Source organism: Prosthecobacter sp. (assembly GCF_044226605.1).
In the GTDB taxonomy this organism is placed as follows: Bacteria; Verrucomicrobiota; Verrucomicrobiia; order Verrucomicrobiales; family Verrucomicrobiaceae; genus Prosthecobacter.
Genome location: NZ_JBGAGS010000023.1, coordinates 18,954 through 38,295 on the forward strand (window position 1 = coordinate 18,954; position 19,342 = coordinate 38,295).

Annotated in this window: 16 protein-coding genes; 12 read left to right on the plus strand and 4 right to left on the minus strand. The window is 59.7% G+C overall.

Features of this window, described 5'->3' with window-relative positions:
• Positions 1–33 precede the first annotated feature (33 nt).
• From ACILSO_RS25975 to ACILSO_RS26005, 7 genes are read left to right on the plus strand one after another with little or no spacing between them, the layout of a single operon-like run.
• Positions 34–2,076 carry an FAD-dependent oxidoreductase gene (locus ACILSO_RS25975; RefSeq protein ID WP_395740393.1) on the plus strand — a complete coding sequence of 681 codons (2,043 nt, stop codon included), beginning with the start codon at positions 34–36 and terminating at the stop codon, positions 2,074–2,076.
• An 11-nt stretch (positions 2,077–2,087) separates the two neighbouring features.
• Positions 2,088–3,356 (plus strand): polysaccharide pyruvyl transferase family protein, encoded by a 1,269-nt coding sequence (locus tag ACILSO_RS25980; protein ID WP_395740394.1) that lies wholly within the window; start codon positions 2,088–2,090, stop codon positions 3,354–3,356.
• Between the two features lie 44 nt (positions 3,357–3,400).
• Positions 3,401–4,816 (plus strand): alkaline phosphatase D family protein, encoded by a 1,416-nt coding sequence (locus ACILSO_RS25985; RefSeq protein ID WP_395740395.1) that lies wholly within the window; start codon positions 3,401–3,403, stop codon positions 4,814–4,816.
• On the plus strand, positions 4,806–6,749 hold the full coding sequence (locus tag ACILSO_RS25990; RefSeq protein WP_395740396.1) for a DUF4838 domain-containing protein: 1,944 nt from the start codon (positions 4,806–4,808) through the stop codon (positions 6,747–6,749). The genes ACILSO_RS25985 and ACILSO_RS25990 overlap by 11 nt, the downstream gene beginning before the upstream one ends.
• Complete coding sequence (locus ACILSO_RS25995) at positions 6,746–7,627, plus strand: metallophosphoesterase (RefSeq protein ID WP_395740397.1); 882 nt, start codon at positions 6,746–6,748, stop codon at positions 7,625–7,627. Before ACILSO_RS25990 ends, ACILSO_RS25995 begins: the two co-directional genes overlap by 4 nt.
• A complete protein-coding gene (locus ACILSO_RS26000; protein ID WP_395740398.1) occupies positions 7,624–9,063 on the plus strand; it encodes a DUF1080 domain-containing protein in 1,440 nt (479 codons plus the stop codon). The genes ACILSO_RS25995 and ACILSO_RS26000 overlap by 4 nt, the downstream gene beginning before the upstream one ends.
• Before the next feature lie 54 nt (positions 9,064–9,117).
• Positions 9,118–9,540: an OsmC family protein gene (locus tag ACILSO_RS26005; RefSeq protein WP_395740399.1), complete on the plus strand. Its 423-nt coding sequence runs from the start codon at positions 9,118–9,120 to the stop codon at positions 9,538–9,540.
• Between the two features lie 52 nt (positions 9,541–9,592).
• Here the strand turns inward: ACILSO_RS26005 and ACILSO_RS26010 are convergent, their stop codons facing one another.
• The 3 genes from ACILSO_RS26010 to ACILSO_RS26020 form a co-directional block, all read right to left on the minus strand.
• Positions 9,593–10,003, minus strand: a complete 411-nt coding sequence (locus ACILSO_RS26010) for a DUF1398 family protein (RefSeq protein WP_395740400.1) — start codon at positions 10,001–10,003, stop codon at positions 9,593–9,595.
• A gap of 97 nt (positions 10,004–10,100) precedes the next feature.
• Positions 10,101–10,934, minus strand: coding sequence for an RNA polymerase sigma factor (locus ACILSO_RS26015; protein WP_395740401.1), 834 nt, complete (start codon positions 10,932–10,934; stop codon positions 10,101–10,103).
• A gap of 43 nt (positions 10,935–10,977) precedes the next feature.
• Positions 10,978–11,361, minus strand: a complete 384-nt coding sequence (locus ACILSO_RS26020) for a winged helix-turn-helix transcriptional regulator (RefSeq protein WP_395740402.1) — start codon at positions 11,359–11,361, stop codon at positions 10,978–10,980.
• Positions 11,362–11,440: 79 nt separating this feature from the next.
• Here ACILSO_RS26020 and ACILSO_RS26025 point away from each other — a divergent pair, with 79 nt between their 5' ends.
• Genes ACILSO_RS26025 through ACILSO_RS26035 form a run of 3 tightly spaced genes read left to right on the plus strand, consistent with a single transcriptional unit; the run spans position 11,441 to position 13,909 of the window.
• On the plus strand, positions 11,441–12,028 hold the full coding sequence (locus ACILSO_RS26025) for a DinB family protein (RefSeq protein ID WP_395740403.1): 588 nt from the start codon (positions 11,441–11,443) through the stop codon (positions 12,026–12,028).
• A gap of 34 nt (positions 12,029–12,062) precedes the next feature.
• The gene (locus tag ACILSO_RS26030) at positions 12,063–12,500 is read left to right on the plus strand and encodes a DUF5069 domain-containing protein (RefSeq protein ID WP_395740404.1); all 438 of its coding nucleotides are present in this window, start codon (positions 12,063–12,065) and stop codon (positions 12,498–12,500) included.
• Positions 12,500–13,909: an MATE family efflux transporter gene (locus ACILSO_RS26035; protein WP_395740405.1), complete on the plus strand. Its 1,410-nt coding sequence runs from the start codon at positions 12,500–12,502 to the stop codon at positions 13,907–13,909. Before ACILSO_RS26030 ends, ACILSO_RS26035 begins: the two co-directional genes overlap by 1 nt.
• An 8-nt stretch (positions 13,910–13,917) precedes the next feature.
• Here ACILSO_RS26035 and ACILSO_RS26040 read toward each other — a convergent pair whose 3' ends face one another.
• On the minus strand, positions 13,918–15,408 hold the full coding sequence (locus tag ACILSO_RS26040) for a hypothetical protein (protein WP_395740406.1): 1,491 nt from the start codon (positions 15,406–15,408) through the stop codon (positions 13,918–13,920).
• A gap of 111 nt (positions 15,409–15,519) precedes the next feature.
• Here ACILSO_RS26040 and ACILSO_RS26045 point away from each other — a divergent pair, with 111 nt between their 5' ends.
• Together ACILSO_RS26045 and ACILSO_RS26050 are read left to right on the plus strand one after the other, a co-directional pair.
• Positions 15,520–17,628 carry an agarase gene (locus ACILSO_RS26045; protein ID WP_395740407.1) on the plus strand — a complete coding sequence of 703 codons (2,109 nt, stop codon included), beginning with the start codon at positions 15,520–15,522 and terminating at the stop codon, positions 17,626–17,628.
• A 104-nt stretch (positions 17,629–17,732) separates the two neighbouring features.
• On the plus strand, positions 17,733–19,337 hold the full coding sequence (locus tag ACILSO_RS26050) for a fucose isomerase (protein WP_395740408.1): 1,605 nt from the start codon (positions 17,733–17,735) through the stop codon (positions 19,335–19,337).
• Positions 19,338–19,342: the final 5 nt, after the last annotated feature.

Consider the following 19,342-nt stretch of genomic DNA (forward strand, 5'->3'; position numbering starts at 1 on the left):
CCAAAACATGGCGTCAGGTTCCTTGTGATTGCCATGTCACGCCTCGTCCTGCTTCTCTTTGCGCTCAATTTCTCCGTTCATGCCGCCACGGAAGCGGACGTCATTGTCTATGGCGCCACCCCCGGCGGCTTCTGCGCGGCCATCGCCGCGGCACGTGAAGGCGCCTCAGTCATCCTCCTGGAACCCACCGCCCACGTCGGCGGCGTCAACACCGGCGGCCTCTGCTTCAGCGACTCCAATCAAACCGTGCGCACCACCGTGCTCGGCCTCTTTGAAGAATGGCACTCCCGTGTCGAAAAAGACTACCAGATGCGCTCCGTTGCGCTTCCTTACCACGTCAGCGAAAAAGACCACAAGCCCTGGACCTACGAGCCACATGTAGCCGCCAAGATCACCCAGCAGATGCTGGACGAAGCCGGAGTGAAAGTGCTGACCAAGCGCGTGTTGCAAACAGTGGCAAAACAAGGCACCCAGATCACTCAAGTAACCACAAGCGACGGCGATTTCGCTGCCAAAGTCTTCATCGACGGCACCTATGAAGGCGATCTGATGGCCGCCGCCGGAGTCAGTTGGACCATCGGCCGCGAAGGCCGCCAGGAATTCGGCGAGCCACTCGCCGGAAAGCAATACTCAAAACCAAAGCTGCCCATCTCCGGCCTCGATGCCTCCGGCAAACCTCTCCCCCTCATCACCACCACCGACGCAGGACCAGACGAGGCAGGCGACAAAAACGTCATGGTGTACAGCTTCCGCCTCTGCGTCACCAAAGATCCCGCAAACCGCGTCCCGTTTCCTCAGCCTGCCAACTACGACCCCGCGCGCTTTGAAGTCCTTCGACGCTACTTCGCGCAGGAAAAACGCCCTCATCTGCTGTGGGATCTCTATCCTCTCCCTGGCAACAAATTCGACGCCAACAACGGCATCGGCAAACAGTTCTCCATGGGCCTCGTCGGCGCCTGCAATGGCTGGAGCGAGGCAAATGAGCGCGCGCGAGCGCAAATCTGGGAAGCCCACAAGCAATACACCCTGGAGATGCACCACTTCCTCAGCACCGACCCCGCCGTGCCGGAGGATCTGCGCAAGCAGATGGCAGAGCTCGGCCTCTGCCGCGACGAATTCGCCGACTACGGCCACTGGTCCCCACAGCTCTACGTCCGCGAAGGCCGCCGCATGATTGGCGAATACATCGTCTCGCAGAAAGACATCATGGACCAACCCAAGAAGGACGATCCCATCATTGTCTCCTCATTCCCAATCGATTCGCACGACTGCCAACGCGTGGGAACACAGGACATGGTCACCGATGAAGGAACCATCATGCCCGTCCGCATGGTAGGCCGTCGGCATGGTTATCCCTACCACATCCCCTATCGCGCTATCACACCGAAGGCCGCCGAATGTGACAACCTGTTGGTGCCCGTTGCGCTCTCCTGCACCCATGTGGGCATTTCTTCCATCCGCGTGGAGCCCACCTGGATGATCCTTGGCCAGAGCGCAGGCATCGCCGCTGCTTTGAGCGCCAAACAAAACATCGCCGTGCAAAAGCTGCCTTATCCCGCACTGCGTGAGCGCCTGCTGGCGCAAAAGCAGGTACTTGATCTGCCCGTCCTGCCGGATCTTCCACCGGAGCCAAAAGGCGTGACCAATGTCGATCCCCAATCCCTGCCCGGCATCGTGCTTGATGATACACAAGCGGAACTCAAGGGACCTTGGGGAACCTCATCCAGCTTCAAGCCACACGTCGGCACCGGCTACCGTCATGACGACAAACGCGGCGACGGCCAGTCCATCGCCATCTTCCGCTGCAAAGCACCCAAGACAGGCCGCTACACTCTGCGCATGGCCTACTCACCCCATGCCACACGCGCCACAAAGGTGCCCGTGACCATCGAATGCGCCGGCCGCAAGACCGAGGTCACCGTCGATCAGACCCAGCCGCTGGCCGCTGGAGAAGCATTCCGCACCATCGGCACTGTTCAGCTTGATGGTGATGTGGAAACAACCCTCACCGTCAGCAACACCGGCACCGACGGCTTTGTGATTCTTGACGCTCTGCAACTCATCGAAGCCAACTGAAAAAACAACTCATGACCACCCGACGCCACTTCATTTCCTCTGTTGTCACCGCTTTGGGCGGCTCGGTCTTCGCAGCAGACGGCAGGCCCAAAACCATCCTGCTCCAGTCAGCCTGGGACACGGTAAACATCGGCGACATCGGGCACACTCCAGGCACTTTACGAGTCATTGAGGAACATCTGCCGGAAGTAAATGTGGTCGTGTGGGCGATGAAACTGGACGAGCGCGTCACTGCGATGTTGCAGGCACGCTTCCCGAAGGTGGACCTTCTGCAAGGCAGCCTTACCGGAAAAAGCGAAAAGGACCTGGCGCTCCAGCAGGCCATCACCCATTGCGACCTCTTCATCCGCAACTCCGGCATGGGCCAGGACATCAGCTACATGCAGTTCTGCACGAAGGTTGGTAAGCCCTACGGCCTCTTCGGGCAGTCATATTTCCCCAGCATGATCGAAGGCAAAGGCGCAGAAGAACGCATCACCTTGCTCAATGCTGCTTCGTTCATCTACACGCGTGAGACGAAGACACTGAGCATCCTCAAAAACGGCGGCATCAAGACGCCCGTTCTCGAGTTCGGCCCCGACGGCTGCTTCGGTATCGACGTGCGCGATGATGCGCGCGGACTCGCCACCATGCAGAAACTCGGCCTGGAGGAGCGCAAGTTCATCACGGTCGAACTGCGCACCAACACGCCCAAGTTTCCCGGCGTGGATGACTCCCGCACACCGAAGCTCAATCCGCTGCACCCCACGCCGGAGCAGATCGCAGACGATGAACGTCGTGCCGCGAAGTTTCGTGAGGTCGTCACGATGTGGGTCAAGAAGACCGGCCACAAGGTGCTGATCGCTCCAGAAACGATCAAGGAAATGGGTCACAACAAGCGCCTCATCCACGATCCGCTGCCGCCGGAAATTCAGAAGCATGTGGTGAATCTGGACTCGTTCTGGAATGCCGATGAAGCCGCCTCCATTTTTGCGCGGGCGCATACCATTGTCTGTCACGAGCCGCATTCACCCATCATTGCCCTGGCCAATGGCACGCCGATCATCCACACCTACTCCGAGTTCCACTCGCCTAAGTGCTGGATGTTCAACGACATCGGCCTCGGTGAATGGCTCATGGAAATGGACGAAACGCCAGCGGAGAAGATGGCCGAGACCCTGTTCACCATCGATGCCGACTACTCGGCGGCCCAGGCCAAGGTGAAGAAGGCCATGGCCTATGTGCATGAATGCTTCGGCAAATCGATGCAGCATGTGAAAAGCGTCCTCGGCAAAGCCTGACGATTGACGGCAACAAAGAAGCATGGCTCCCGTTTTTACACGCCATGTCTTCCATTTCCCGCCGACATCTTCTCCGCACTGCCGCAGCCATGCCCGCAGCGGTGCTGGTGCCTCGCAGCGAAGCCGCTGAGACCAAAACCAAAGCCCCAAAAGCGGCGGTGGCAAAAAAGCCGGTGGCACCGCTCACCTTGCCGCCGGTACAGCCCGGCCCTGCCTACCTGATGGCCGGGCCGATGCTCGGCCATGTGGGGCCGGACCGTGCGCACGTGTGGGTGCGCGGCACGGCGGCGGTGCCTTGGAAGCTTGTTCTCACCAAAGCCGGAGCGCCAACGCGGGAAATCGATGGCGGCTCTCTGAAAGCAGAGGCAGGCCTGAGCGGCATTGCGATCATTGAGGGGCTGAAGCCCTCCACTCACTACACATATCAGATCGTGCTGGACGGTCGCGAGCAACTGCCTCTGCCATTGCCCTCCTTCACCACAGCGCCGGAAATCGGGAGCGCGTGCAGGCAGCGCATCGCTTTTGGCTCTTGCGTTGGCAGGACCACCGCCGCTGCCGCACCCACCTGGGCAGAACTGGCAGCGCGCCGTGCAGCGACCACGGACGAGGGCGCGTTCGATTTGCTCCTCATGCTGGGAGACAATCACTACGGTGACACGACCGAGATCGAAAAGCTGCGCGTGTACTACACCGCGCACCGCCTCGGCGCCGGATGGCGCGATCTCTCCGCACGGTCCCCTGTCTATGCCATCTGGGATGATCACGACTACGGCCCCAACAACTCCGACGGCACCGAGGCGGGCAAGGCGGACTCATTGAAGACCTTCCAGGAATTTTGGGCCAATCCCGCCTGTGGCGAAGCTGACAATCCCGGCTGCTACTTCACCTTCACCCGTGGCGATGTGCAGTTCTTCATGTGCGATGGCCGTTACCACCGTTCGCCGAACAAGGCAGAGGACGCTCCGGGAAAAACGATGCTCGGCGAAAAGCAGCTCGCATGGCTGAAGCGCGAACTGCTGGCCAGCAAGGCGAAGGTCAAACTTGTGGCCAATGGCAGCGAATGGGAGTCGTATGGCAGTGAAGACTCGTGGACGCAGTTCAAGCAGGAGCGCGATCCATTCCTGCGCTGGATCGACGAGCAGAAATTGGAAGGTGTCATCTTTCTCAGCGGCGACCGCCATTTTTCTTCCGGTTACCACATCAACGGCCGCTTTTTGGAACTCAGCGCCGGCCCCTTTGGCAGCGACAATTCCAAGCTGAGGGCAAACCAGGAGCGCTTCACCGGTTTTGACGACGGCCGCCTCTGGGGTGTGCTGGACATCGACACGACGGCTTCTCCCCCGCGCGTGGCCTATGAGTTCTGGCAGACCGGCCACTCCATGCGCGAGCGTCGAGAAATCTCCTGGGCGCAGCTTCATGGCCGTGAAAAAATCGAACGCAGCAAGGGATATGAAATTTGATGCTGTACGTGCATGCAGTCTCGCACTGGGGCTGCTTCTGGGTCTGGCCCATGCCGATGTAACGCTGGTAAGCGAAAGCAGGCCGCAGGCGGTCATCGTCATCGCAGACAAACCAACGCGCGTGGCACGCTACGCGGCGGAGGAACTGGTGCGCCATGTGGAAAAGGCCAGCGGAGTGAAGCTGGGGATTCACGCAGAAAGCGAAGATAGCGGCGCACTTCAGCGGATCTACATAGGTGACAGCGCGGCGGTGCGCAAAGCAGGGATCAATGTGGAAAAGCTTGGCGCGGAAACGTTTGCGCTGCGTGTGACGAAGGAGGCCGTGTTCATCGCCGGTCAGGATGGTGGTGGCGAGCCTCTGGAAGCAGACACGATGGCGGGCACGCTATGGGGTGTGTATGAATGGCTGGACCGCGATCTGGGCGTGCGCTGGCTGTGGCCGGGAGAACTGGGCACCCATGTGCCGAAGACGCAGACCGTGGTTGCAAAGAAATGCGATGACACCGTGGCTCCGCGCCTGTTTCAGCGTCGGCTGCGTGCCGGATCTGGCTTTGAGAGCGAGCATCCCGCACTGGGTTTCACCAAGGAGGCGGCGAAGCAGTTCAGCGAAGAGCAGGGCATCTATCTGCGGCGGCATCGCATGGGAAGAAGTTTTCCCGTGAGTTATGGTCACGCTTTTACCGACTGGTGGGAGAAGGATGGCAAGGAGCATCCTGAATGGTTCCAACTGCTCGAAAGCGGGAAGCGCGGTCCAAATAAGAAAGGTGGGCGCTTCTCCATGTGTGTTTCGAATCCAGAGCTGCAGCGTGAAATTGTTGCACGCTGGAAAGCAAAGCGCCCGGCTGATGCCACGACACCTGGATTCATCAATGCCTGTGAGAATGACATCCTCGGTCTCTGCGCCTGTGAGAAATGCCGCGCACTGGATGGCACGGCACCGGCGGATTACCTGAAGTTTTACCCGGCCACTTCAAAGATGGCTGGATCTCGCTTTGTTTCTGACCGCTATGCGCGTTTTTGGCTGGGCATTCAGCAGCAGGCACCCGCAGATGCGACGGTAATAGGGTATGCGTACTTCAATTACTTCCAGGCGCCGACCAGTGGCATTAAGCTCAATGAAAATATCCTCATCGGCTACTGCCCTTCCGCAGGGTGGTTTCCGCGCTCTGATGAGGAACACGCGTGGATGAAGCAGCAGTGGGCGGACTGGCGGGCAACGGGTGCGCGACTCTTCATGCGCACGAATCATCTGCTGGATGGCTACTGCATGCCCTTCATTTTCGCCCATCAGTTTGCCGATGAGTTCCATCATGCCGTGGAGAAGGGCATGGTAGCCACGGATTTCGACTCACTTACCGGCCACTGGGCAACGCAGGGGCCGAATCTCTACACGGCAGCCCGTTTGCATGTGCGCCCCGAGGCCTCCGCCGATGCGGTACTATCGGAATACTATGCGGCCTTTGGCAAGGCAGCGAAGGCGGTGGAAAGTTATTTCAAGCACTGGGAAGGCTACACCACGGACAGCCGCGAGAAGATCGGCCAGACAATGGAGTCGCTGCAGGCCTCGCGCTGGCGGAGCTGGGCCAAGGCGGCGCACGTGCTGTATCCGCCGGAGTGTTTCACACCTGCGGAAAAGATTTTGGAGGAAGCTGTGCGAGCTGCGGGCAGCGATGCCGAAGCAGCCGCTCGCGTGAAATTTCTCCAACTCGGGCTGGAGCATGCCAGGCTCTGCGCCCGTGTCTCTGCCCAGCTCTCGCTTGCCACTTCCACTGCAACTAAAGAGGAGATCAAAAAAGCTGTGGACGAACTGATCGCCTTCCGCCGTGCGAACGAACGTTCCGGCATCGGCAACTTCAATCACCTTGCGTGGGTGGAGGACTTGAGCTGGAAACTGTCCGAAGAAACCCGGAAGGCACCCGATTTATACCCATGAACCATCCTTCAACGCGCCGCGCCTTTTTTCAGCACCATGCCCTTGTTCTCGCTGGATTCGGCGCTGGAAAGCTGCTGGCGGCAGACACAGATGCCAAACCGCTGCTGCGTGCGGGCTTGATGACAGACCTGCATTATGCGGACAAGGCACCGACGAAAACGCGCTTCTACCGCGAGGCATTGGCCAAGCTGGATGAAGCGGTGGAAGTCATGAACCGCGAGAAACCCGCGCTGGTGGTCGAACTGGGCGATTTCATTGATCAGGCGGATTCCGTGGAACGCGAGATTGAGTGGCTGAAAACGATGGAATCGCATTTCGCGAAGCTCTCCATGCCGCGGCATTACGTGTTGGGGAATCACTGCGTCGGCACTTTGACGAAGCAGGAGTTCGCCGCGCATACAAAGGCACCTGGAGGCCATGCCTCGTTTGAAGAAAATGGCGTGACGTTCTTGATTCTCGACGCCTGCTTCCGTGAAGATGGCACGCCGTATGAGCGGAAGAATTTTAACTGGCAGGACTGCAACCTGCCCAAGGCGGAGCTGGCGTGGCTGGAAGCAGCATTAACCTCGGCCAACGGGCCGGTGATCGTCTTCGCGCATCAGCGGCTGGACATGGACAAGGCGCATGCCGTGCGCAATGCGGCCGAGGTGCGTGCCCTGCTGGAGAAGTCCGGCAAGGTGCTGGCGGTGTTTCAGGGCCACTCGCACAAGAACGACTACCAGCAGATCGCAGGCATTCACTACACCACCCTCGTCGCCATGGTGGAAGGCAGCGGTTTGGAAAACAACGGCTATTCGCTGCTGGATGTGATGCCCGATGGCTCGCTGCGCTTGAACGGCTTTCGCAGGCAGACAAACCGCACTTTGACTCACGCATGAAACTTCTCCTTTTTTCTCTCGCATTCGCAAGCTCTGCGCTCGCTGTGGAGCCTGGCTTTGAATCTCTCTTTGACGGCAAAACGCTCGATGGCTGGAAGCAGAGCGGGAACTGGGAGGTGGTGAATGGCGAGATCGCCCGCGTGAAAAAGGGTGGCTCGCTCACCTATGAAAAGGCGAGAGTGCCGGATGACTTCGAGCTGCGTTTTGACTGGAAGGTCGCCAAGGGATGCAACAGCGGCGTGTACTATCGGCCCGGGCAGTATGAGTATCAGCTGCTCGACAATGCCAACAGCCCCTATGGCGAAAATCCGCGGTCCAGTGCTGGGGCGTTGTACTTCTGCATGGCTCCGACCATGGATGTGGTGCGGCCGTTTGAGCAGTGGAATGAGGCGCGCATCGTCTGCAAAGGGAGCGTGATCCAGCACTGGCTGAACGGCGAGAAAGTGGTGGATTTCGACTATGCGGACCCGCGATGGAAGGATGCGGTCAAGCTGGTGAGCTATCGCGGCACGGATCTGACCAAGCGAGGCGGCAATCTCTGGCTGCAGGATCACGGCGCAGCGGTGTGGTTCAAAAATTTGCGCTGGCGTGCCATTCCTGCGGATGAACCTCTGGTGAGTGAGAACCTCACGCCGATGCCCGTTTCCGAAGCGGCGCTGAAGAAGGAGCAGCTGCGCATTCAAGAACTGCTGAACGCGAAAGCCAAGAAATCCGCATGGAAGCATCAAGAGGTGAAACGCTTCAAAGCTGAGGAAGCGCATCAAGGCGTGGCGGTGGATGACGTGTATTTCTACGCCATCACCAACGCGGCCCTTGGCAAATATCGAAAGGACACTGGCGAGCGCACGGGCGGCTGGAAGGAGGCCAAAGGCGGACGCCTCAAGCATTTGAATGCGGGGCTTGTACTCGACGGGAAACTTTACTGCGCGCATTCCAATTTCCCCGAGGTTCCCGAAAAGAGCTCCGTGGAGATCTGGGATCCGCAGACGATGCAGCATCTGGAGTCGATTGATGTGACGAGCGATGTTGGATCATTGACGTGGGTGGACCGCCATGAGGGAAGGTGGTACGCCTGCTTTGCGCAGTATGCGAAGACCGGCGATCCCGGGAAGACGCGGGTGGTGATGTTTGATGCGCAGTGGAAGAAGCTCGGAGACCTGAAGTTTCCGGACGAAGTGGTGGCAAAGTTTGGCAAAAACAGCAGTTCCGGCGGCAGCTTTGGGCCGGACGGACATCTCTTCATCACCGGACATGATGCGCAGGAGCTGTACGTGCTGGACCTTCCGGCCAAGGGTAACACGTTGATCCTGAAAGACACTGTTCCGATCAGCGCCCACGGCCAGGCCTTTGCGTGGGATCGCGGAGAAGCCGGAGTGCTGTATTCCATCGATCGTAAAACCTCCGAGGTGATTGTGTCGAGAATGTCGAAGTCCTGATTTCATCCACGGGCGTAGGATGTGTGCGTCAACCCCTCACACACCTACCCGATCATGAAACAAAAAGCATCCGCCCAATGGCAAGGCTCCCTCAAAGAAGGAGCCGGCACTCTCAGCACCGGCTCCGGCGCCCTCACTGACAAGCCCTACTCCTTCAAGACACGTTTTGAAGGTGAGCAGGGAACCAATCCGGAGGAACTCATAGGCGCTGCGCACGCAGGCTGTTTTTCCATGGCTTTCTCCATGATTCTTGGGCAGGCGGGTTTCACCCCGGACAAGATCGCCACCACCGCCACCATCACGCTGGAGCCGAAGGACGGCGGCTTTGCCATCACCGCCAGCCACCTGGATGTGACTGCGACCATTGCGGGCATCGACGACGCCACTTTTCAGGATCTCGCGGGCAAAGCGAAAGCCGGGTGCCCGGTCTCGAAGCTGCTGAATGCGACGATCACGATGGACGCGAAGCTGGGATAAGTCATTTTGATCTTCAAGGAGCCGGGCCGTGAGGTCCGGCTCTTTGCTTTCTTCAATGGACGTCCTGCGGCTTTGCGCCTGGAAACCATTCCGTGTGCTGATCTCCCTGGCGGCCGAAGTAGGTGACGCGCTGGCCGCGCAGAAAGGCGAAGTAGCCCTGCACTCCGGCCTGCATGGCGCGGATGCTGAAGTCCCGGTAATGCTGGTTTTTCTGCTGGCTGTCCAGGATGTTCGCACGAAGGGCCGGCGCATCAAAGTCGGCGGCAATCGATGGCAGATTTTCATAGGGAATGGCAGTGATGACGACAGCCCCGCCACCGCTGTAAAAGGTCTTCCGCAGGGCAAGGTAATCGACGTGGTAAAACTCCACGCCTGCCTCGATGAGCATGGCGACAATTTTTGGAAAAGGAGTGCCCCCGGCGAGAGTGGCGCTGGCGGCGGTGGTGATGAGAGCTGTGTTCATAGTGGTATGTCTGGGGAGTTTGTGCGAGGCACGCCATGCGGGGCCTCTCCAGATGTGACAGCAGCTGCGCTGAGCTGTGACAGTTCGTGCGTTTTTTTTAATTTTGGCCAAACCCTGAACCAGAGAGCATGTCGCGAAGCCTGCCGGCAAGATCCGGACCCGCGAGCATGGGCTGGGTGCGGTAGAGTTCTGCATGCAGGCGGTCCATTCCTTCAAGTTCTTCCAGCCGTGCGGTGACCTGCCGCTGCACCGAGGTGATGCGGTCTTTGCAAAATTGGAGGTTTGCCGGGTCCAGCCAGCCTGCGCGCATGAAGCCCTGGGTCTTGCGTGCGCAACGGCAGGGATTGGCTGTGTTGACGAGTCCGCAGCGGTCGTTCATGAACTGGTACAGATCCTGCCGCGCACGCGAGAGAAGCTGGCGGAAGTTTGCAGGTGTAACCTCGAGCGCTGCTGCTGCCGTCTCGCTGGATTCTCCAAAGACCTCGCCCAGAATGAAGGCCAGCCGCTGGCGGCGGTCCAGGCACATGAGCATGGCGGTGATGCAGCCGAGCCTGGCCTCCTCCAGCAGCACCTGAGTTTCCACGGGCAGAGCATGCGTGTCAGGGAGGTCTTCGTCAGGCACACCGGCGATGGATTCGCCCATGTCGGTGAAGGTCATCGCTTTTTCCTCCATCTCTGATTTGCGCACATTGAGCAGGTGATTGACCGCGATGCGGTGCAGCCAGGTGCTGAACTTGGCGCGGCCTGCAAAGCTGCCGAGATGCGTCACGGCCTTGATCAGAATTTCCTGGGCTGCGTCTTCCGCCACTTCACGTCGCCAGACCATGCGCAGGGCGAGGTTGAAAACCCAGGACTGATGTCGCCGCACCAGCGCGTCCAGAGCATCCATATCTCCGCCCTGAGCTTGCAGAACCAGCGCTTCGTCAGTCATCTTAACCAGCCATAGATGCAAAGATGGGCGGCGTCCATGACTGTCAGCCTTGCTGCAACAAGGCCTTCGTGCCTGGTTCCCAGGCAAGGCCCCAGTCGCGCAGGGATTTCATGATGGGGCGGAGGGAGTCGCCTTTCTCTGTGAGTTCGTAGGCCATGCGTTTGCCGCCATCGGCGGCGGGAATCTGGCGCACGATGCCGGATTCGAGCAGGCGCTCAAGGCGGTCGCTGAGGATGTTGGTGGGGATGCCTTCGGGAGATCCGACGAAGTCTTTGAAGCGGCTGCGGCCCAGCATGAGATCGCGGATGATGAGCAGCGTCCAGCGGTCGCCAAACAGATCCAGCGCGCAGGCGACAGGGCAGGGGGAGCGGCGTGCGGGCGGCACGGCTGCCTTGGACGGGCGTTTGGATGCTGGGGATTTTCGCATGAGGGACCATTCCTTCGAATGCTTGCATTTCAAAAGTAAAATACTTGCAAAGTGCAAGTAAATGGAAATTGTGCCCGGCATGAGCACTCCCGCTGATCCACAACTGGCCCCACCGGGAGCCGGACTTCCAACTTTCGAACTCTGGGCCGCCCGGCTGTTTTTTACGCTGAAACGCTGGCGCGGCGACCGTGAGACGTTTGTGCGCCAATTTGAGCAGGAGCGGGCGACGATACGCGCTCTGGTGAACACCTGCCCGGACGCAAAGCGTGGAGAGCGGGTGCTGATCATACGGCTGCGTGGTCTGGAGGACAGCAGCAGACACTGGTCGGTGTGGATGACGCTGGACCACCTGCGCATCACCAACACAGGCGTCGTGCGCGTCATACACGCACTCACTCATGGCAGAGTGCCTCCGGGGCAGGCCAGCACTGCGGCGGTCAAACCAGATGTGAAGGTGACGTCGGCCGTGGAAGCAGAATACGAGCGTTCATGCGATGCCGTGCTCGCTGCGATCGCCGAGTCCTCCGACTTGAATACCACGCTGAGATTTGCGCATCCGTGGTTCGGAGCGCTGAATGCAGCGGGGTGGGCGGCAATGGCGGGCACACATCTGGGGCTGCACCGAGCGCAGATACAAAGCATCCTGGCAGGATTGAGCAGCGCCTGATTGACAAATCCCTGCCACCGGCGAGGCATTCTGCATGTCTGCGAAACCTGACCCCGCCACGCTGCCCTGCAGCCCTCTTGATGAAACCGATGGCCTGAAGTACTTTCCGCGCATGCTGGGGAAGATACGTCTGTTTGCGGAAGGCAGGCTGTGGGAGGAACTGCAGGCGAATCTCGGCAAGGGCAGTGACGGCGCCTGCACGGGGTTTTTGCATGTGAATTATGACGACCTGAAGGCCCGCGTGCTGGAAGGTGGAACGGACGAGGAGATCCTCCACTGGTGCCAGGTACACGGCCGCCCGCTCAATGACACGGACAAACTTGTCTGGAACTACTACACGCTGAAGCTGGGCATCAATGACCACATCACGGCCATTCTGGCGAAGCGTAAGGCTGAGAGCGGCCTCGGAGATCGCGATGACATCCAGACCATCACGCATTACATTGATGTGGATGAGGGAAGGCTGCCTTGATGAGTGCAGAGGCGCCACCACCAGCGGTTTCGTTCTGGCAAAGCGTGCGGCAGTCGCTGCGCGGAGAGGAGCATGACTACACGGCTCTGCCGCTGAACCGTGCCGTGGTTCTGCTGGCGGTGCCGATGGTGCTGGAGATGGTCATGGAGTCTCTGTTTGCGGTGGCGGACGTTTATTGGGTTTCGCACCTGGGAAAGGGTGCTGTGGCCGTGGTGGGCCTCACGGAATCCATCATGACGCTCATCTATGCGGTGGCGATGGGCATTTCGATTGCGGCCACGGCGATTGTATCGCGGCGCATCGGTGAAAAGGAGCCGGAACTGGCCGCGCAGGCGGCGGGGCAGATCATTCTGCTCGGCGTGCTGGTGTCGGCGGCCATCGGCATGGTGCTGGGATATTTCGCGCCAGAGATCCTGCGGCTGATGGGCGCGGAAGAGGAGATCGTGGTTCTCGGCTCCAACTTTGCGCGCATGATGCTGGGCGGGAATGCCACAGTGTTCCTGATCTTTCTCATTAACGCCATCTTTCGCGGTGCGGGCGATGCAGTCATCGCCATGCGAACGCTGTGGCTGGCCAATGCGCTGAACATCGTGCTGGGGCCGTGTTTCATTTTTGGCTGGGGCCCTTTCCCGGAGCTGGGCGTCACAGGGGCGGCGGTGGCTACGAACATCGGCCGTGGCACCGGCGTGCTGTATCAGCTGTGGCATCTGGCGGGGCATCACAGCCGCGTGAAGGTGCACTGGGGGCATTTCAGGCCGGTGCGGGAAGTGATCGGCGGGGTGCTCGGCAAGTCCGGCAGCGGCATCGTGCAGCTCCTCATCAGCACCACGAGCTGGGTGGGGCTGTTCAAGATCCTCGCGCTCTTTGGCAGTGCTGCGCTTGCAGGTTATACCATCGCGATCCGCATTGTGATCTTTGCGCTGATGCCGGCGTGGGGGCTGGCCAGTGCCGGTGCCACGCTGGTGGGGCAGAATCTCGGGGCAAAGAAGCCGGAGCGCGCGGAGCAGGCGGTCAAAATAGCGGTGAAGTTTGATGTCATTGCCCTGTGCCTGATCGGCCTTGTCTTTGTGCTGCTGGCGCATCCGCTGATCCGGCTCTTCACCCACGAGCCTGAGGTGGTGGCCTATGGCACGCAGGCCCTGTGGATTCTGAGCCTGGCCTTTCCGATGTATGCGGCGGGCATGTGCTACGAGTCCGCCTTCAATGGTTCGGGCGACACTTGGACGCCAGTGTGGCTGAATTTTTTCTGCCTGTGGCTGGGGCAGATTCCGATTGCCTGGGTGCTGTCAAAATCCCTGGGCTTTGGACCCATGGGAATTTTCATTGCCGTGCCGGCGGCTAACTCGCTGCTGGCTCTCGCGAGCTGGCTGCTCTTCAAGCGAGGCCGCTGGAAATCGCAAAACGTTTGAGGCGGAGATCAGGGTTTTGGCGCTTCGCCGGCGGAGAGGCTGTACAGGCGGCTCTGCTTCATCGCGATCACGATTTTCACCGGGCGGTCCGTTGGTGCGGTGGTGTGCTCTTTCCAATGCACCGGCCAGCGTGTTGCGTCTGTTTTGAGGACTTCGCTGTCTTCCAGAGCACAGCCTGAAATGGGGCGGCCATCGGCTTCGAGCAAGGCAACGCGCAGCTCTCCGCCAGCGGCATTGGCGTTCACCATCAGGGTGCCGGAACTTAGACGCAGGGGCTTGGTTTCCACATGCCCGCGCTCTCCGGAATCGAGCGAGGCAAAGCCGTGACGGCGCCACTCCGCTCGGCCGATGGAGATGCGCTTGGGGGGCACGGGCGCTCCGTGGCTGGTGGTTAGAGCGGTGTAGTAGACCCAGGTCTCATCGCCCGCGTCCACGCTGGTGCTGGAGACGCCGAGGATGGTTCCTCCATTAAACGTGCCGGGCTGACCGCGGCCGATCACACTGATTCTTGGGTGCGTGCGCTTCCAGGCATTGCCATCGGCGCTGGTGATGAGTTGAACTTCCACGATGCCATCGGTGGCGCTCTGCCCGGGCGTGATTTCCGAAGGCTGGCGGTTCTTGCCAAGCACATGAAACATCGTCGGCAGTCCGATGAATCCGGCGGCATGGGGAAAGACGGACAGGTTGTTCACCTCGGTATGTTCGTCGGGGTTGGTGGTCCACGCGTTGTCTTCTGCATCGGGCAGGAAGACCAGCTTTGGTTCGCTCCAAGTTTTGAAATCAGGGCTGCGTGAGAGGCTGACCGTGCGTCCGAGCTTTTCGTGGGGCTGGCGGTTGAACGCGAGGTAATCGCCTGTGATGGGATCGCGGGTGAGGCTGATGTTGTCCGAGGATTTTAGAATCGCCTGCCTGGGGTAGCTCTTCCACTGCGTGCCATCGGCGGAAACAGCGGCGTAGTATTTGCCCATCAGGGAGCCGAGCATCTTGTAGCGGCGTGCAGGGTCGGGATCGCGCATGTCCACGTACACGCTGGGGCTGTGCAGATCGAAAATGATGTTGTTGGCGGTGGAGCCCTGGAAGCTGTGCAGGCCCAGCTCAGGCCTGTCCCAGTGCAGGCCGTCCTGGGAGGTAGCGTAGAGAACCATGTCGCCCTTGCCTTTGCGAAAGCCGGGGACTGAAGGTTTTACGCCTGCCGAGTCCACATCCGGGTGCCCGAGGTACCACATGCAGAAGCGTTTTGTGGCGGGATCAAAATGGACCGAGCCATAGACATAGACACGGCTGCCTTCCCATGGTTTCTGCGCTTCCAGCACCGGCGCGCTGCGTGCCCGTGCGGGGTGGATGGTGCGCAGCACACCGGAACTGGCGGCGACACCGCTGTCGTCCGCGAAGAGCAGCGGCAGCTCGCGCAGTTCCAAAGTTCCTTCCGCTGCATTAGCATGGCCGATGAGCAGGACGAGGAGAGCGACGCTGACCTTGTTGAGCAGGAGGCGGGTCATGGCTGGGTTCAATTTCATCGGATGCAGATTAGAAAGTGCGTCGATCTTCTCCAGGATTGTTTGCTTCCTGGTGGAAAACGAGCGGAAGGAAGCTAGAAATCCGACCCCTCTATGAAATGTGTTTTGTTCCTCCTGTGCGGCGTGCTGGCCGCGTCTGCCGCTGACCTGAAAACCACCGGTGCCGGCATTGAAATCTCGGCCGGCAGCCTCGGGAGTTTCATGCTGAGCTATCCTGAACTGGAGCCCGCGCACAAGCAGATCGAGGTGAAGGCGTCGGGAGCAAACGCGACGGTGCGCTATGAGGGAGGGGCCGAGTGCGCGGTGGCCATCAACAAGGATGAGATTGATCTTAGCTTCAAAGGAGGATCAGATTTGAAATCCTGGAAGATGTCCGTCCTCATCGACATCGGCTTTGCCAAAGGCGGGACTTGGAAGATTGCGGAAAAGGAGGGCGCGTTTCCGGCGGAGAAGTCCACACCGCCACAGTTTGCGAGCCTGAACAGCACGAGCTTCATGCTCAAGAACGCGCAGGGGCAGAGCCTGAGCTTCACCACTCCGGATTTTGCCTTTCAGCAGATCACGGACAACCGCGAGTGGAACTGGGCCATCTACAACTGGTTCTTCATGGTGCCCTTCAATGCGGACAATCCGACGGGGAAAATCCGCGTCATGTCGGATCTCGCCTCGGTGGCCAAATTGATCGATCCCTTTGGCCAGAGCATCAAGGACAGCTTTCCGAACAAGCTCAAAAGCCTGGAAGACCTGAAGGCGGATGTGGAAGCGGACAAGGCGTATTATGCGAGCATTGAAACGCCGAAGCTGGACCGTTTCGGCGGACAGCCTGGCAGCGGTGAGGCGCTGGGTCTGAAGGAGACCGGTTTTTTCCACGTGGAGCAGAAACAGGACAAATCGTGGCTCGTCGATCCTGATGGCAACGCCTTCTTCCACCTCGGCATCTGCGGCTTCGCGCCGAGCGATGACTACACTTATGTGACCGGGCGCGAGGGCATCTATGAGTGGCTGCCGAAGGCAGAGGGTGAGTTTGCCAGCGCATTCCGCCCCGGAGATGGCAATGCGCATTTTTCCTTTTACCTCGCGAATGTGATCAAGAAATTTGGCGCTCCCTATGACTATGAAACGCATGCCACGCGCATGATTGAACGGGTGCGCAAGTGGGGCTTCAACTCCATCGGCGCCTTCAGCCCCACGCCGCAGCAGGCGCATGTGAAGGCAGATTTCCCGTATGTGGCCAGCCTGCCGATCAATGCCTGGGAAGGCGTGCCGCGTATTCCTGGTGCGCATGAAGTGTGGGATCCGTATGATGCGGAAACGGCGGCGAAGATTGCGGAGAATCTTGCCCGGGAACTGCCGGCGCGTGCGAGTGATCCGCTGCTCATCGGCTATTTCATCGTGAATGAGCCGCGCTACGACGAGCTGCCACGTGTCGTTCCCTCCCTCACGGGAAAACAGGCCTGTAAACGGCGCCTGGTGGCCGTGCTGAAGGACAAATATCACTCCATTGATGTCTTCAACAACGCCTGGGAGGCCAAGGCCGCCTCTTTTGATGACTTGATTGATGCAGGGCTGGCCGTGACCACGAACGCGGCCAAGGCGGACATGAAGGACTATGTGCATGCGTTCATGGAAACCTACTTCGCGCAGGTGGAGAAAGTCTTCCGTCAGCACGATAAAAATCACCTGCTTATCGGCAGCCGCCTGCAGCCAGTGACGATCAATGACGAGCAGCTCTGCCGCGTGATGGGCAAGCATCTCGATGTGGTTTCATACAACTATTACACCATGGGCGTGGACACGGCGGCTTTGAAGCGCTTTCACGAGTGGACGGGCAACAAGCCGATGATGCTCAGCGAATTCTTCTGGTCCTCGCCGAAGGACAGCGGGCTGGTGGGCGGACGTGATGTCAGCAGCCAGCAGGAGAGGGGACTGGCCTACCGAAACTACGTCGAGCAGAGCGCGGCGCTCGGCTTCGTCGTCGGCATCGAGTGGTTTACGCTCATTGATCAGGCCACAACGGGGCGCTGGTTCAGCAAATACAATGGCGAGAGCTACAACACGGGACTCGTGAGTGTGGCGGACCGGCCGTGGAAGAACATGCTGGCAGAGATGATGAAGACCAATCATTCGATCTACGACCTTCTGATGGGGAAACGGCCGCCATTTGCGTGGGATGATCCCCGATTCCGCGTGGAAGCGAAGTAGGCCGGCCAGGTCAAGGATGGTCAACCAGGTGCCAAGGATGCTCATTCGCGGCTGGTTGTCAGTTGTGCTGGTGCTCGGCGAGACTTCTGGCTAGGATTCTTTTTATGCCTGCCAAATCCAAAATTGTCCAGCTCGTGGCCAGCGGTGACCTGCGCCTTTCCGCCAATCAAACCTGCTGGCCCGCCCAGGCTGCGATGGAAATGGCGCTGGGCTCGGCATTGAAGGCGGAGGGGTGGGAGGTCAAACGTGCGCATGCGGCGGACAGCGCGAAGAAGCATGGGTTCATCGATTCGCAGAAGATGGGCATCGAGGTGTTTCGCGGCATTGATCCTGATGCGCCGCTGATCGTGGCGGAGGCGGTGTGGCAGTATTCGCACCATGTGCTGGCAGGACTGACCACGCATCGCGGGCCGATTTTGACCGTGGCCAACTGGAGCGGCCAGTGGCCGGGGCTGGTGGGCATGCTGAATCTGAACGGGTCGCTCACCAAGGCGGGTGTAAAATACTCCACGCTGTGGAGCGAGGATTTCACCGACGCGTTTTTCAAGGCCAAGCTGAAGCAGTGGCTCAAGACCGGGAGCATCACGCATGACCTCAGCCACGTGCAGAAATTGGAAAAAGTGAAGGCTCCCGCCAAACCTACGGCGCTGGGCAAACAACTGGCGGCCACGCTGCGCACGGACAAGGCGATCATGGGCATCTTTGATGAAGGCTGCATGGGCATGTTCAATGCGATCATTCCTGATCATGCGCTGCATGCCTGCGGCGTGTTCAAGGAGCGGCTGAGCCAGTCGGCACTTTACCATGAGGCCATGCAGGTGAGCGATTCGGATGCGCTGGCGATTCATACCTGGCTGGTGAAGCACGGCATGACCTTCCATCTGGGCGATGACCACGCCACACAGCTCACGCGGGATCAGGTGCGGCTGCAGTGCAAGATGTATGCGGCGGCGCTGCGGATTGCGGATGATTTTGGCTGCGATGCGATCGGCATCCAGTACCAGCAGGGGCTGAAGGATCTGCTGCCCGCGAGCGATCTGGTCGAGGGCATGCTGAACAATTCAGAGCGGCCACCGGTGAAATCTCGTGATCGCAAACGCACGTTGCTGGAAGGCCAGCCGCTGCTGCACTTCAATGAGGTGGACGAATGCGCGGGGCTGGACGGCATGCTCACCCAGCGAGTGCATCGGGCGTTAAAGCAGCCGGTGGAAACCACGCTGCACGATGTGCGCTGGGGCGAAAAATTTGGCGGGGACTACGTCTGGGTGTTCCTCATCAGCGGTGCTGCGCCGCCCGCGCATTTCGCGGAAGGATGGAAGAGTGCGGAGGGCTTCCGCCAGCCTGCGATGTATTTTCCCAGCGGCGGTGCCACGTTGCGTGGAAATTCCAAGCCGGGGGAAATTGTGTGGTCGCGCATTTACGTTCAGGATGAAGCGCTGCACATGGACATCGGCCGCGGCTGCGTGGTCGATCTTCCGCCTGAAGAAACCGAGCGCCGCTGGCAGCTGACCACGCCGCAATGGCCGATCATGAGCGCGGTGACCTATGGCGTGAGCCGCGACCAGCTGATGGCAAAGCACCAGGCCAATCATGTGCAGGTGGCTTATGCCAATGATGCGAAGGCGGCTGACGAATGCCTGTTTGCCAAGGCGGCCATGGCCCGGGCACTCGGCATGCAGGTCAATGTATGCGGCACGCTCTCACGCTGATCGAT